This window comes from Mycobacterium sp., assembly GCF_019243155.1.
Classification (GTDB): Bacteria; Actinomycetota; Actinomycetes; order Mycobacteriales; family Mycobacteriaceae; genus Mycobacterium.
The window spans coordinates 1-14,623 of sequence record NZ_JAFAUS010000088.1 but is presented as its reverse complement, the minus strand read 5'-3'; the positions used below and the strand labels follow the sequence as shown (position 1 = coordinate 14,623).

At 67.2% G+C, this 14,623-nt stretch carries 11 protein-coding genes; 6 read left to right on the top strand and 5 right to left on the bottom strand.

Annotated elements, in window-relative coordinates; translation table 11 throughout:
- Positions 1-1,045 (top strand): DEAD/DEAH box helicase (locus JOZ00_RS04515; protein ID WP_293340228.1); only part of this gene is annotated, 1,045 nt, incomplete at its 5' end.
- Here the strand turns inward: JOZ00_RS04515 and JOZ00_RS04510 are convergent.
- Complete coding sequence (locus JOZ00_RS04510; protein WP_293340225.1) at positions 1,042-3,105, bottom strand: MFS transporter; 2,064 nt, start codon at positions 3,103-3,105, stop codon at positions 1,042-1,044. The genes JOZ00_RS04515 and JOZ00_RS04510 overlap by 4 nt on opposite strands.
- Positions 3,106-3,360: 255 nt before the next feature.
- On the opposite strand from JOZ00_RS04510, the gene JOZ00_RS04505 reads away from it, so the two are divergent.
- The 4 genes from JOZ00_RS04505 to JOZ00_RS04490 all read left to right on the top strand — a co-directional run bounded on the left by JOZ00_RS04505 (position 3,361) and on the right by JOZ00_RS04490 (position 9,949).
- Positions 3,361-4,128, top strand: a complete 768-nt coding sequence (locus tag JOZ00_RS04505; RefSeq protein WP_293340222.1) for a hypothetical protein — start codon at positions 3,361-3,363, stop codon at positions 4,126-4,128.
- A 184-nt stretch (positions 4,129-4,312) separates the two neighbouring features.
- Entirely contained in the window at positions 4,313-8,047 is a 3,735-nt protein-coding gene (locus JOZ00_RS04500) for a multifunctional oxoglutarate decarboxylase/oxoglutarate dehydrogenase thiamine pyrophosphate-binding subunit/dihydrolipoyllysine-residue succinyltransferase subunit (RefSeq protein WP_293340219.1), read from the top strand.
- Positions 8,048-8,124: 77 nt separating this feature from the next.
- Entirely contained in the window at positions 8,125-8,952 is an 828-nt protein-coding gene (locus JOZ00_RS04495; protein ID WP_293340217.1) for an SDR family oxidoreductase, read from the top strand.
- A gap of 145 nt (positions 8,953-9,097) precedes the next feature.
- Positions 9,098-9,949 carry an SDR family NAD(P)-dependent oxidoreductase gene (locus JOZ00_RS04490; protein WP_293340214.1) on the top strand — a complete coding sequence of 284 codons (852 nt, stop codon included), beginning with the start codon at positions 9,098-9,100 and terminating at the stop codon, positions 9,947-9,949.
- A 3-nt stretch (positions 9,950-9,952) separates the two neighbouring features.
- On the opposite strand, the gene JOZ00_RS04485 is transcribed toward JOZ00_RS04490, so the two are convergent.
- Genes JOZ00_RS04485 through JOZ00_RS04475 form a run of 3 tightly spaced genes read right to left on the bottom strand, consistent with a single transcriptional unit; the run spans position 9,953 to position 13,061 of the window.
- Entirely contained in the window at positions 9,953-10,822 is an 870-nt protein-coding gene (locus JOZ00_RS04485) for a glycine betaine ABC transporter substrate-binding protein (RefSeq protein ID WP_293340211.1), read from the bottom strand.
- On the bottom strand, positions 10,819-12,018 hold the full coding sequence (locus tag JOZ00_RS04480) for an NADP-dependent malic enzyme (protein WP_293340208.1): 1,200 nt from the start codon (positions 12,016-12,018) through the stop codon (positions 10,819-10,821). Before JOZ00_RS04480 ends, JOZ00_RS04485 begins: the two co-directional genes overlap by 4 nt.
- A gap of 53 nt (positions 12,019-12,071) precedes the next feature.
- Positions 12,072-13,061 (bottom strand): malate dehydrogenase, encoded by a 990-nt coding sequence (locus JOZ00_RS04475; protein ID WP_293340205.1) that lies wholly within the window; start codon positions 13,059-13,061, stop codon positions 12,072-12,074.
- 184 nt (positions 13,062-13,245) lie between these two features.
- Between JOZ00_RS04475 and corA the strand changes: the two genes are divergently transcribed.
- Positions 13,246-14,346, top strand: a complete 1,101-nt coding sequence (gene corA / locus JOZ00_RS04470; protein WP_293340203.1) for a magnesium/cobalt transporter CorA — start codon at positions 13,246-13,248, stop codon at positions 14,344-14,346.
- 7 nt (positions 14,347-14,353) lie between these two features.
- Here the strand turns inward: corA and JOZ00_RS04465 are convergent.
- A partial coding sequence (locus tag JOZ00_RS04465; RefSeq protein ID WP_293340200.1) for a suppressor of fused domain protein occupies positions 14,354-14,623 on the bottom strand: 270 nt, incomplete at its 5' end.

The following is a 14,623-nucleotide window of genomic DNA, read 5'->3' as shown; positions in this document are numbered from 1 at the left end:
CGTCGCGCAATCGCACGCCACGGTGGAAAACCTGCTGGACTGCGTCATCGACGCCGGACTGGACCCGGAGCGGGTCGCCAAGAAGCGCAACGACCACAACGCGCCGCGCTGGCAGGAGATCGACGGCAACGCCTATGCGGCATTCATCGCCGACACGGCGGGATGTGTAGTCGGCGGCACGGCATGGGACTTCGCCAACGCCAACAAGGTGACGCCGGGCAGCCTGGACCTGCTGGTGATCGACGAGGCAGGCCAGTACTGCCTGGCCAACACCGTCGCCGTGGCACCGGCGGCCGGGAATCTCCTCCTGCTCGGCGACCCCCAGCAGCTGCCTCAGGTCAGCCAGGGCACCCACCCGGAACCCGTTGACACGTCCGCGCTGGACTGGCTAGTCGACGGTCAGCGCACCCTGCCCGACGAACGCGGCTACTTCCTGGACCGTTCGTACCGGATGCATCCCGCGGTCTGCGCCGCGGTCTCCGCGCTGGCCTACGAGGGCAGGCTGCGCTCGCACACCGAGCGCACCGCCGCCCGGAGCCTCGAGGGTTATCGGCCCGGCGTGCAGACGCTCACGGTCGATCATCATGGCAACTCGACGGAGAGCCCCGAGGAGGCTGACACGATCACCGGCGAGATCACGCGGCTGCTCGGCACCACGTGGACCGACGAGCACGGTGCCCGGGCGTTGACCGCCTCCGACGTGCTGGTGCTGGCGCCCTACAACGCCCAAGTCGGGCTGCTGCGTCAGCGGTTGACGTCGGCGGGGCAGGGTGAGGTCAGGGTGGGGACCGTCGACAAGTTCCAGGGCGGGCAGGCGCCGGTGGTCTTCATCTCGATGACCGCGTCCTCGGCGGACGTGGTGCCGCGCGGCATCGCGTTTCTGCTCAACAGGAATCGACTCAACGTCGCGGTCAGCCGGGCCCAGTACGCGGCGGTGATCGTGCGCTCGCAGTCGCTGACCGAGTATCTGCCGTCCACGCCCGCGGGGCTGCTGGATCTGGGCGCGTTCCTGGCGCTGACGGGGGCACCCCACCTGAGCGGCTAGTTGCCGGACGAGTGCCGACCGTGTCCGGTCGGATCGTCATCTGGGTCCGGCCGGTAGCGATGACCGCGTCGACGCTCGCCTTCGGTGAACTGCGGCCTGGTGAAGCCGTTGTGCTGGCGTTCGGGCGGCGCATGCCGCTCATCGCGGGACCTGCCGGCGCGACCCGAAAACCCCGTGGCCGGACGGAAGCGCTGCTGGGCATCGGAATGAGAACTGTTGTGCGCGAAGCCAATCGGCTGAGCAGGCGGGTCGGGGTCATCGAGCAGGCTGTGCCACGACTCGACGGGATCGCTGTGCCACGTCTCGGCGGGCGCCGGGAGCGGGTGCTCGACCCGCCCCAGTGGCGGGCCGGCGTCGCTCTCTTTCTCGCGCGGTGGGGCAGCGACGGCACGGGTACGGGCCCGGGGCGGTGGCGCGTTCGGGGGGTTGCGAACGAGTACGAACTCAACGTATTCGTCATCGTCGTAGTCGTCGTCGACGACATCACCACCCTCGGGCGCCGGCTGTCCGCGCGTGCGGGCGCCCGTGTCCGCCCACGGGGTGAAGCCGGTCAGGAACAGGGCGGCGATGATCCCGAACAGCGCGATGAACGCGGGCAACAGCACCGACTGTGACATCGCGGACGCGAAGGGGACGCGCAGGAATCCGGGAAGCAGCAGGCCGCCGTCGCCGCCGATCGCCCCGCCGGGTTGCCGCGACGGCATCTCGGCACCGATTCGCGATGTCATGAACGCGGCCATGCTGGCGCTGCCGAGCACCGCCCCCAGCTGACGGACCGAGTTGTACACGGCGGAGCTGGCGCCGGCCAGTTCCGGCGGCAGGTTGCGCGTCGCCGTGGCGGTCAGCGGCGACCAGATGAACGCCATCCCGACGCCGATCCCGAAGAACGGCAGCACCAGCCGCCAGATCGGGGTGTCCGGGGACATCTCGAACGCGAGCCACGTGAGCGCGCTGGCCAGCACCGAGAATCCGAAGCCGAGGACGGGGCGCGGGTGATACCTGTCGACCAACTTCCCGACGAACGGCGCGAGCACCCCGTTGGCGATCGCCATCGGCGCGATCAGCAGGGCGGAGCGCGTCGGCGACAGACCGCAGACCGCCTGGGCGAAGAAGGTCAGCGGCAGCATCATCGACGTCGCACCGAACGAGATGATGGCCACCCCGACGTTGCACAGGCTGAAATCCCGGTCGGCGAAGATCACCAACGGGATCAGCGGCTCGCGGGTGTTCACCGACTGCCAATAGACGAATGCGGTCATAAATCCGATGCCGGCGACGATCATCGCCCAGATCCAGGGTTCCCAGTGCGCGGTCTGGCCCTGCTGCAGCCCGAACACGATCAGGAACATCCCCACCCCGGACAACACGACACCGGCCACATCGAACCGGTGCGCTTGGGTCGGCAACACCGGGACCAGCCAGAACGCCAACGCCAACCCCACGATGCCGATGGGGACGTTGACGAAGAAAATCCACTCCCAGCCCAGCCAGTCGACCAGCAACCCGCCCACCAACGGCCCCACCAGGCTGGCGGCTCCCGCGGTGGCGCCCCACAAGCTCACCGCCACCCCGCGCCGCTGCGGCGGGAAGATCCGGGTGATCGTCGACAGGGTCTGTGGGGTCAGCACCCCGGCCCCGACGCCTTGCACGACGCGCGCCGCGATCAGCATGGCGGCGCTGCCCGACAGCCCGCACCACACCGAGGCGGCGGTGAACACCACCAAGCCGATCAGGTACAGGTTTTTGGGTCCGAACCGATCACCGAGGCGCCCGGCCACCAGCAGCACCACCGCGTAGCCGAGCAGATAGGCGCTGGTCACCCACACCACGGCGCCGTACCCGATCCGCAAGTCGGCCATGATGGTCGGGTTCGCGATGGCGACGATGGTCGAGTCGACCATGATCATGAAGAAGCCGATCATCATCGCCCACAGCGCGTTCCAGGGGTTCTCCGACTGCGGCGAACTCCTGGTGAGGAAATCCCAGCGTTTCGGGAATTGGGCTGGAGTCGACCCCGCGCGGCCGCTCCCCCGGGGTGAGCGGGGCGTCGCCGTGGTCATCTACCCACCTCGCTTCAGCTCCCGATGCCGCGTCCGGCCGAACCCACCAGAGTGATATACCCCACTCGTCTGGCGAAAGCCCACCGGTGGGCCCCGCGGACTCCGGACATCCAGCGTGCATTATTCCGCCCGACAAAATTCGTCGGCAGGCAAGGACCCGATACCGGGTAGATAGGGCGGGAAGGCGTTTTATTCGGCCGGTGTTCGGCGACGGGCGGGTTAGCCTGAAGGAACGCCAGTTGCAGGAGAGACGATATGCGGGCCCGACGGAACCGGTTTTTCAATATGTCCGGCGCGGAACAGGCGCCGACCTCCGACAAAGGTCGGCCCAAGGCGTCCGCCCGCGCGTTGGCGCAGGCCATCGAGCGCAGCTCGCGTATCCAGGGACCGGCGGCCGAGGCGTACGTGAACCGGCTGCGCAACGCGCAACCGGACGCCAGCCCCGCCGAGATCCTGGCCAAGCTGCAGAAGCGCTACCTGGCCATCGTGACCGCCAGTGGCGTTGCCGTGGGTGCGACGGCGACCGTCCCCGGAATCGGCACGGTGAGCGCCCTGTCCGCAGCCGCGGCCGAGACGGTCGCGTTCCTGGAGACGACCGCGTTCTATGTGCTGGCGGTGGCGGTGGTGTACGGCGTTCCCGCCGACCACCACGAACGACGCCGCACGCTGGTGCTGTCGGTGCTGGTCGGCGACAACGGCAAGCAGGCGATCTCTCAATTGATCGGCCCGGGGCGCACCAGCGGCGGCTGGATTTCTGAAAGCATGGCCGCCCTGCCGCTGTCGTCAATGTCGCAACTGAACTCGCGACTGCTCAAATCGTGGGTCCGGCGCTACACCCTGCGCCGCGGCGCGCTGTTGTTCGGCAAGCTGCTCCCCGTCGGCCTCGGGGTCGTAGTAGGCGCGATCGGCAATTACCTCGCGGGCAAGAAAATCATCCGCAACGCCAACCGGGCATTCGGCGCTCCGCCCGCCCGCTGGCCGCGGAGCCTGCACTTGGTGCCCCCCGTACACGAGGCCGGCTAGCGCTCGGCGATATCCTGCCTTTCCGGCTCTCCCTGGCGAATTGCTGGCGAAAGGTTAGCCTTTATAGGGCGGAAAGTTTGACGGTCGCCAATGGTGTGAAATGCACCACCATCCGGGGGCCGACAAGGGTGCAGGCGCCGCGGAATGCGCTTGCAGGACAAAAGGATTGAGGCGAACAGCGGCCGTGGGCAATATAAGTTCACCATTCGGGCAAAACGAATGGCTGGTCGAAGAGATGTACCGCAAGTTCCGCGACGACCCCTCGTCGGTCGATCCGAGCTGGCATGAATTCCTCGTCGACTACAACCCCGAGCCCACCGCCGAATCAGCCCCCAGCGCCCCGAGCGCCGTTGAGGCGCCTGCCGCCAAGCCCGCGGCCCAGCCAGCCCAGCCGGCCGAGTCGGCCCCGCAGGCAGCCGCGTCCGCCAAGCCCACCGCCCCCGCCAGCACCGCCGCGGGCAACGGCGCGACGGCGCCGGCCGCACCCGCGCGGGCCAAAGCCGCGACTCCCCCGCCGGCCGAAGGCGACGAACTGCAGACACTGCGCGGCGCCGCGGCCGCCGTCGTCAAGAACATGTCCGCGTCGCTGGACGTGCCAACGGCCACCAGCGTGCGCGCCGTTCCGGCCAAGCTGATGATCGACAACCGGATCGTCATCAACAACCAGCTCAAGCGCACCCGCGGCGGCAAGATCTCGTTCACCCACCTGCTGGGCTACGCGCTGGTACAGGCGGTCAAGAAGTTCCCGAACATGAACCGGCACTACGCCGAGATCGACGGCAAGCCCACCGCGATCACCCCGGCGCACACCAATCTCGGCCTGGCCATCGACCTGCAGGGCAAAGATGGAAAGCGTTCCCTGGTGGTGGCCGGCATCAAGGCGTGCGAGACGATGCGGTTCGCCCAGTTCGTCACCGCGTACGAAGACATCGTCCGCCGCGCCCGCGACGGCAAGCTGACCGCCGAAGACTTTGCAGGCGTGACGATTTCGCTGACCAACCCCGGCACCATCGGCACCGTGCACTCGGTGCCGCGGCTGATGGCGGGCCAGGGTGCGATCATCGGCGTCGGCGCGATGGAATACCCCGCGGAGTTCCAGGGCGCCAGCGAGGAACGCATCGCCGAACTGGGGATCGGCAAGCTGATCACGCTGACCTCGACCTACGACCACCGCATCATCCAGGGCGCGGAATCCGGCGACTTCCTGCGCACCATCCACGAGATGCTGCTCTCGGACGCGTTCTGGGACGACATCTTCCGCGAGCTCGGCAACCCGTACCTTCCGGTGCGGTGGAGCACCGACAACCCGGACTCCATCGTCGACAAGAACGCCCGGGTGATGGAGTTGATCGCGGCCTACCGCAACCGCGGGCACCTGATGGCCGACATCGACCCGTTGCGGCTGGACAAGACCCGGTTCCGCAGCCACCCCGACCTCGAAATCCTCAACCACGGTCTGACGCTGTGGGACCTCGACCGGGTGTTCAAGGTCAACGGTTTTGCCGGTTGCGAGTACAAGAGGCTGCGCGACATCCTGGGGCTGCTGCGCGACGCCTACTGCCGCCACATCGGCGTGGAGTACACGCACATCCTGGATCCCGAGCAACAGGAGTGGCTGCAGGAGCGAGTCGAGACCAAGCACGTCAAACCGACTGTGGCCGAACAGAAGTTCATCCTGAGCAAGCTGAACGCCGCCGAGGCTTTCGAGACCTTCCTGCAAACCAAATACGTTGGACAGAAACGCTTTTCACTTGAAGGCGCCGAGAGCGTGATCCCCATGATGGACGCGGCGATCGACCAGTGCGCCGAGCACGCCCTGGACGAAGTCGTCATCGGGATGCCCCACCGCGGGCGGCTCAACGTGCTCGCCAACATCGTCGGCAAGCCCTACTCGCAGATCTTCAGCGAGTTCGAGGGCAACCTCAACCCGTCGCAGGCCCACGGCTCCGGCGACGTCAAGTACCACCTGGGCGCCACCGGCGTGTACCTGCAGATGTTCGGCGACAACGACATTCAGGTATCGCTGACCGCCAACCCGTCGCACTTGGAGGCCGTCGACCCGGTGCTCGAGGGTCTGGTCCGGGCCAAGCAGGATCTGCTGGACCCGGATGCGGACAACGAGGGGTGCGAGGAGAACTTCTCCGTGGTCCCGCTGATGATGCACGGCGACGCCGCTTTCGCCGGCCAGGGAGTGGTCGCTGAGGCGCTGAACCTGGCCAACCTGCCCGGCTACCGCGTCGGCGGCACCATCCACATCATCGTGAACAACCAGATCGGATTCACCACCGCGCCGGAGTGCTCGAAGTCCAGCGAGTACTGCACCGACGTCGCCAAGATGATCGGGGCGCCGATCTTCCACGTGAACGGCGACGACCCGGAAGCCGGCGCGTGGGTGGCGAAGCTTGCCGTGGACTTCCGGCAGAAGTTCAAGAAGGACGTCGTCATCGACATGCTGTGCTACCGCAAGCGCGGTCACAACGAGGGCGACGACCCGTCGATGACCAACCCCGCCATGTACGACGTCGTCGACACCAAGCGCGGTGTCCGCAAGAGCTACACCGAAGCCCTCATCGGCCGCGGCGACATCTCGATGAAGGAAGCCGAGGACGCGCTGCGCGACTACCAGGGCCAGCTGGAGCGGGTGTTCAACGAGGTCCGCGACCTGGAGAAGCACGGCGCCCTGCCGAGCGAATCGGTGGAGGCCGACCAGATCGTGCCGGCGGGCCTGGCCACCGGCGTGGACAAGTCGCTACTGGCCCGCATCGGCGACGCCTTCCTGGCGCTGCCGGACGGCTTCACTGCCCACCCGCGCGTGCAACCGGTGCTGGAGAAGCGCCGGGAGATGGCCTACGAGGGCAAGATCGACTGGGCGTTCGGCGAGCTGCTGGCGCTGGGCACCCTGGTGGCCGAGGGCAAGCTGGTGCGGCTGTCCGGGCAGGACACCCGCCGCGGCACCTTCTCGCAGCGGCACTCGGTGATCATCGACCGCAATTCCGGCCAGGAGTTCACGCCGCTCAAACTGCTGACGACCAACAAGGACGGCAGCCCGACCGGTGGCAAGTTCCTGGTCTACGACTCACCGCTGTCGGAGTACGCGGCGGTCGGCTTCGAATACGGCTACACCGTCGGCAACCCGGACGCCCTGGTCCTGTGGGAGGCGCAGTTCGGCGACTTCGTCAACGGCGCCCAGTCGATCATCGACGAGTTCATCAGCTCCGGCGAGGCCAAGTGGGGCCAGCTGTCCAACGTGGTGCTGCTGCTGCCGCACGGGCACGAGGGGCAGGGACCCGACCACACGTCGGGGCGCATCGAGCGCTTCCTGCAGCTGTGGGCCGAGGGGTCGATGACCATCGCCGTTCCCTCGACGCCGTCGAACTACTTCCACCTGTTGCGCCGGCACGCGCTCGACGGCGTGCAGCGCCCGCTGATCGTGTTCACGCCGAAGTCGATGCTGCGCAACAAGGCGGCCGTCAGCGACGTGAAGGACTTCACCGAGCTCAAGTTCCGCTCGGTGCTGGAAGAGCCCACCTACGAGGACGGTATCGGCGATCGCAGCAAGGTCTCCCGGATCCTGCTGACCAGCGGAAAGATCTACTACGAGCTGGTGGCGCGCAAGGCCAAGGACAAGCGCGAGGACGTCGCGATCGTGCGCATCGAGCAGCTGGCGCCGCTGCCGAAGCGGCGGCTCAACGAAACGCTGGAGCGCTACCCGAACGCCAGAGAGTTCTTCTGGGTGCAGGAGGAGCCGGCCAACCAGGGCGCATGGCCGCGATTCGGCCTGGAGCTGCCCGAGCTGCTTCCCGACAAGCTGACCGGTATCAAGCGCATCTCACGCCGTGCGATGTCGGCCCCGTCGTCGGGCTCGTCGAAGGTGCACGCAGTCGAGCAGCAGGAGATCCTCGACATCGCGTTCGGGTGACGGTACTCACCCTCTAGTACTGGGACCCTCGGTACCGGCTAACCTCGACGCAAAACGTGCTGAAGGAAAGGTTGCTCATGCAGGGCTTCGCCGGCAAGGTCGCCGTGGTGACCGGAGCGGGTTCGGGTATCGGACAGGCGTTGGCCATCGAGCTGGGCCGCTCCGGCGCCAGCGTCGCGATCAGCGACGTCAACATCGAGGGCCTGGCGCAGACCGAGGAGCAGTTGAAGGCGATCGGCGCCCCGGTCAAATCCGACCGGCTCGACGTGACCGAGCGCGAGGCATTCCTGCTTTACGCCGACGCGGTCAACGAGCACTTCGGCAAGGTCAACCAGATCTACAACAACGCCGGCATCGCGTTCACGGGCGACATCGAAGTTAGCCAGTTCAAGGACATCGAGCGGGTGATGGACGTCGATTTCTGGGGCGTCGTCAACGGCACCAAGGCCTTCCTCCCCCACCTGATCGCCTCCGGCGACGGGCACGTCATCAACGTCTCTAGCATCTTCGGCCTGTTCGCCGTTCCCGGGCAGGCGGCCTACAACGCAGCCAAGTTCGCCGTGCGCGGCTTCACCGAGGCGCTGCGGCAGGAGATGGTGGCGGCCGGTCACCCGGTGGCGGTGACGACGGTGCACCCCGGCGGCATCAAGACCGCGATCGCCCGCAACGCCACCACAGCCGAGGGACTCGACCAGGCCGAGCTGGCCAAGCTGTTCGACAAACGCCTGGCCAGAACCACTCCGAAACGCGCGGCCGAAATCATTCTCGAGGCGGTGCGCAAGAAGAAGGCCCGGGTGCTGGTAGGCGGCGACGCCAAGATCTTGGACATCTTGGTGCGACTGACCGGGTCGGGATACCAGCAGCTGTTCGGGCCCGTCATGGGCCGATTGATGCCCAAGGTCTAAGCCGCGTCGTCGGCACGTCGGAGCCGTGCGGCTGGCGACGACGGCATGGGGCGCGATAGCGTTCGCCTCGGCTTTGTCAGGCCCCTGATAGACATACGGACAACTCCGTTAACCTGAACGGTCGGGGGCACAGAGAAAGGTGCTCATGCAGAGCTTTGCTGGCAAGGTTGCCGTAGTAACGGGTGCGGGTTCGGGTATCGGCCAGGCGTTGGCGGTGGAACTGGGTCGGGCGGGCGCGAGCCTGGCAATCAGCGACGTCAACACCGAGGGACTGGCGCAAACCGGGCAGCAGCTGAAGGCGATCGGAGTGCCGGTCAAAGTCGACCAGCTGGACGTGACCGAACGCGAGGAGTTCCTGAGCTACGCCGACGCGGTCAACGACCACTTCGGCACGGTCAACCAGATCTACAACAACGCCGGAATCACGTTCATCGGATCCATCGAAGCCGCCCGGTTCAAGGACATCGAACGCGTGATGGACGTCGACTACTGGGGCGTCGTCAACGGCACCAAGGCCTTCCTCCCCCACCTGATCGCCTCCGGCGACGGGCACGTCATCAATATCTCGAGCGCGCTCGGCCTGTTTTCGGCGCCCGGGCAGGCTGCGTACGTGTCGGCAAAGTTCGCGGTCCGGGGATTCACCGATGCGCTGCGGCAGGAGATGGCCGCCGCCGGCCACCCCGTGAGCGTCACCACCGTGCACCCCGGCGGCGTACAAACGGCGTTTGCCCGCAACGCCGCCTTCGCCGACGGCCTCGACAGGACCGGCCTGACCAACCAGTTCGAGGAGCAACAGGCCAAGACCACGCCGCAGCAGGCCGCTCAGGTCATCCTCGAGGCGGTCGGCAAGAACAAGGCACGCGTGCTGATCGGCCCGGAAGTCAAGGCCATGGACCTGCTGGTACGGCTAACCGGTGGGGGCCACGACCGGCTGCTGGCGGGTCCCGTCATGAACCGGGTCAAGCACGCCGTGCACCGGTTGCTCACCAGGGGCTGATCCTCAACGCCCGAGCGGGTGTTCGGCCAGCCATCCGCCGGCCACCGCCTGCGGGTCGCCCCCACCCGCCACTTGGCGGCGCATGTCGACCAAGGTCGCGGTGTCCAGCACGCCGGCAATCTCGTTGATCGCCAACAGCTGTCGATCGCTGAGCGCGTTGCGCCGGTAGAGCGGCACCACGTTCTCGGCGGGTATCAACGCGGGTTTGCCGTCGGCCAGCGCGACCAGGTCTCCCGGACTGCCCGGGGCGGCGGTGGTCGTCCAGCCCGCGGTCAGCTGCCCGCCTCGCACCGCGGCGAACATCGTTGTCTCGTCCGGGAATTCACGCGGAGCGGGAAGCCGGCAGGTACCGACCGAAGAGGGCGCGGGGTGTCCGGTGACCATCCCGACGACCAGACCGGCGCAGTGTGCCGGCAGTGTGCTCAGGTCCGCGCTGACACCGCTGCCGCTCCACGCCTTGGCGGTCGGACCGCTGACCAGGAGAACGGGTTTGTCTTCGGCGGCCGTCGTGTAGTCACCCGCGGCGACGCCCTCGGGCAGCGCGGCCACCATCGCCCGATAGACGGCCGTGTCCGACACCGCCACCGCACCGGGCTGCAAGGTCTGCAACGTACGGCCGGTGAGGGCGGGAACGACGGTGAATGCGCCCGAATCCAGTCGCGCCATCGGGTCGACGGCGGTATCGGCCCGGGCTCCGAAACCGTACGAGCGCAGCGCGGCCACGTAGACGGCGGCCAGCAATGTCGACTCGGGGTCGGGCCGCGACCCGACAACCACGTCCGGACGGGCCCGATGGTCGCCGGTGCCGGTCGTGCAGGCGGCCACTGCGAGCAGGACGGCGAGCAGCGGCACCGCCAGCCGGCCGATCCTCACTCCGGCTTGTCGGAGGTTTCCGCGGCCAGCGCGACCGCCGTGGCAACCGCCTCGCCGACGCGCAGGTCCAGCGGGCTGGGAACGACGCGGTCGGGAGCGAGGTCATCGCTGACGACGGAGAAGATCGCCGTGGCAGCGGCGACCATCATCTTCTGCGTGATCCGCCGCGCTCCCGCGTCCAGCGCCCCGCGGAACACGCCGGGGAAAGCCAGTACGTTGTTGATCTGATTCGGGAAGTCACTACGGCCGGTGGCCACCACCGCCGCGTACTTGGCGGCGACGTGGGGGTGGATCTCCGGGTCGGGGTTGGACAGCGCGAACACGACCCCGTTGGGTGCCATGGTGGCGATCAGCTCTTCGGGAACCACACCCGCCGACAGACCGAGGAACACATCGGCCCCCTCGAGCGCCTCCACGATGCCGCCCGAGAGGCCGCGCGGATTGCTGCGCCGCGCCAGGTCGGACTTGATGGTGTTCATGTCATCGCGCCCGGTGTGCAGAATGCCGCGCGAGTCCAGCACGGTGATATCCGAAACTCCCATGGCGAGAAGGAGATTCGAGCACGCGACGCCGGCGGCCCCGGCACCGGAGACCACCACTTTCAGCGACGCCATGTCGCGGCCGAGCAGCTTGCTCGCACCCATCAGCGCCGAAAGCACCACGATTGCCGTGCCGTGCTGGTCGTCGTGCATCACCGGGCAGTCCAGCTCTTCGATGACGCGCCGTTCGATCTCGAAGCAGCGCGGCGCCGAGATGTCCTCCAGGTTGACCGCGCCGAACGTGGGTCGCAGCCGCACCAGGGTCTCGACGATCTCGTCGGGATCCTTGGTGTTCAACACGATCGGGATCGCGTCCAGCCCGGCGAACTCCTTGAACAGCGCGCACTTGCCTTCCATCACCGGCAGCGACGCCGCCGGCCCGATGTCGCCCAGGCCGAGCACGGCGCTGCCGTCACTGACGACGGCAACGAGCCCCCCCGCCCAGGTGTAGCGTGCGGCCAGCGTGTGATCGGCGGCGATCGCGCGGCTCACCTGCGCCACACCGGGCGTGTAGGCGATCGACAGCGAGCGCTGGGTGTTCAGCGGAGCGGTCAGGCCTACGGAAAGCTTGCCGCCGACGTGTGCCTCGAAGATCTCCGCATCAGTGATCGCCCCCTGCTCGGCGCGACTCTGTATCGATTCAAGCAATTCGGACACGCGCCCCAGGGTACTGACTACTCATTAGTAGGCCTAATTCGCGCCGGGCCCGATCAGATCAGCTTGAGCTCCGTCACAGCGGTGCGCTCCTCGACCAACTCGGCGGTGGTCTTGTCGATGCGGCTGCGGGAGAACTCGTCGATCTCCAGCCCCTGCACGATCGACCAGTCGCCGTTCTTGGTGGTCACCGGGAACGACGACACGATGCCTTCGGGCACGCCGTAGGAGCCGTCGGAGTAGACCGCCATCGACACCCAGTCACCGTCCGGGCTGCCCAGCAGCCAGGAGCGGGCGGCGTCGACGGTGGCCGACGCCGCGGACGCGGCCGAGGAGGCGCCGCGCGCATCGATGATCGCCGCGCCGCGCTTGGCAACGGTCGGGATGAAGTCGTTCTCGATCCAGTTCTGGTCGTTGACCACCTCGGCCGCGTTCTTGCCGCCGACCTCGGCGTGGAAGATGTCGGGGTACTGGGTGGCCGAGTGGTTGCCCCAGATCGTCATCTTCTTGATGTCGGTGACCTTCGCGCCGGTCTTGGTGGCCAGCTGCGAGATTGCCCGGTTGTGGTCCAGGCGGGTCAGCGCGGAGAACCGCTCCTTGGGGATATCGGGGGCGTTGCTCAGCGCGATCAACGCGTTGGTGTTGGCCGGGTTGCCCGTCACGCCGATGCGGACGTCGCTGGCGGCGACGGAGTTGAGCGCCTTGCCCTGCGCGGTGAAGATCGCGCCGTTGGCCTCCAGCAGGTCGCTGCGCTCCATGCCCGGGCCGCGCGGCCGCGCCCCGACCAGCAGCGCCAGGTTCACGCCGTCGAAGATTTTGTTGGCGTCCGCGCCGATCTCAACGCCGGACAACAGCGGGAAGGCGCAGTCGTCGAGCTCCATCACGACACCCTCGAGCGCCTTGAGCGCGGGCTCGATCTCGAGCAGCCGCAGCTCGATCGGGCGGTCGGGGCCCAAGAGCGAACCGCTCGCCAAGCGGAACAACAGGCTGTAGCCGATCTGGCCGGCGGCGCCGGTGACGGCGACCTTGAGAGGACTTGCGCTCACGTCGATTTACCCCTTATGGAGAAGTTCGTATACGGGTCTCGGCACGAAACTAGCGCACCCTGGTTGGCCGTCGACCTCCGGTCCGTTACCAGGGCTTTCTCCCGGCTCAGTTGGCGCTTCCGTACGCCTGGGACGCGTAGCATGATCTCGGCCCAGACGACCTGCGCTGTGATCGGAGGTGGATGTGTTCCAAGGATTCGACGCATTGCCCGAGGCACTGCGACCTCTCGCCCACCCGCCTCAACCACCGGAGCCCGAAGCCCCCAAGCCACCGCCCGACGCGCTGATCGACTGTGCCGTCTATGCCGACGGCTACCGGATGCCCGGCAAGTTCACCTACCGAGCCGCCCTCAACAAGGTGCGCGAGATCGAAATGCTCGGACGCGAGGCCTTCGTCTGGGTCGGCCTGCGTGAGCCTGATCACGAACAGATGCAGGACGTGGCCGACGTGTTCGGGCTGCACGCGTTGGCAGTCGAAGACGCGGTGTGCGCTCATCAGCGACCCAAGCTCGAACGCTATGACGACACACTGTTTCTGGTTCTGAAGACCGTCAATTACGTCGAGCACGAATCGGTGGTGCTGGCGCGCGAGATCGTGGAGACCGGCGAGATCATGGTCTTCGTCGGCAGGGATTTCGTGGTCACGGTCCGGCACGGCGAACATGGCGGACTGTCGGACGTGCGCAAGCGGATGGACGCCGACCCCGAGCAGACGTGCCTGGGGCCGTACGCGGTGATGCACGCCATCGCCGACCACGTGGTGGACCACTACCTCGAGGTGAGCGGTTTGATGCTGGACGACATCGACAGCATCGAGGCGTTGGCGTTCGCTCCGGGCCGCAAGCTCGATGTGGAACCGATTTATCTGCTCAAGCGTGAGGTCGTCGAGCTACGGCGATGCGTCAACCCGCTGTCCGTCGCGTTCCACCGAATCCAGGTGGAGTACAAGGACCTTATCTCGAAGGAACTGCGCCGCTACCTGCGCGACGTCGCCGATCACCACTCCGAGGCCGCCGACCAGATCGCCAGCTACGACGACATGCTGAATTCGCTGGTACAGGCGGCGCTGGCCCGGGTCGGCATGCAGCAGAACAACGACATGCGCAAGATGGCGGCCTGGGCCGGTATCTTGGCGGTCCCGACCATGGTCGCCGCCATCTACGGCATGAACTTCCACTTCATGCCCGAGCTGGACTGGACGTGGGGCTACCCGGGCGTGATGGCCGCGATGACGGTCACCTGTGTGGTGCTGTACTTCCAGTTCCGGCGCAACAACTGGCTCTAGCGCGCTGTCAACTCGGTTGCGCAGCAGGACGATTCGCATTAAGCACGTCGACACCGTCGTTCTGCCAGGCCGCTCGCATGGCCTCGGCGCCCTTCAGCCGCACCCACGCCGCTTCGGTCGCGGTGACGGGTGTCGCCGACAGGAATTGCACCGGGTCGCGCGGTGGCCCTAACGGCAGATCGCCAATGTCGCTGTGCCCCAACAACACCGCGGTGAACGGCACCCGCCGCGACGGGGCCGCCCACAACGCGGAGCCGAGGTCGACGAGCGCGTCGGC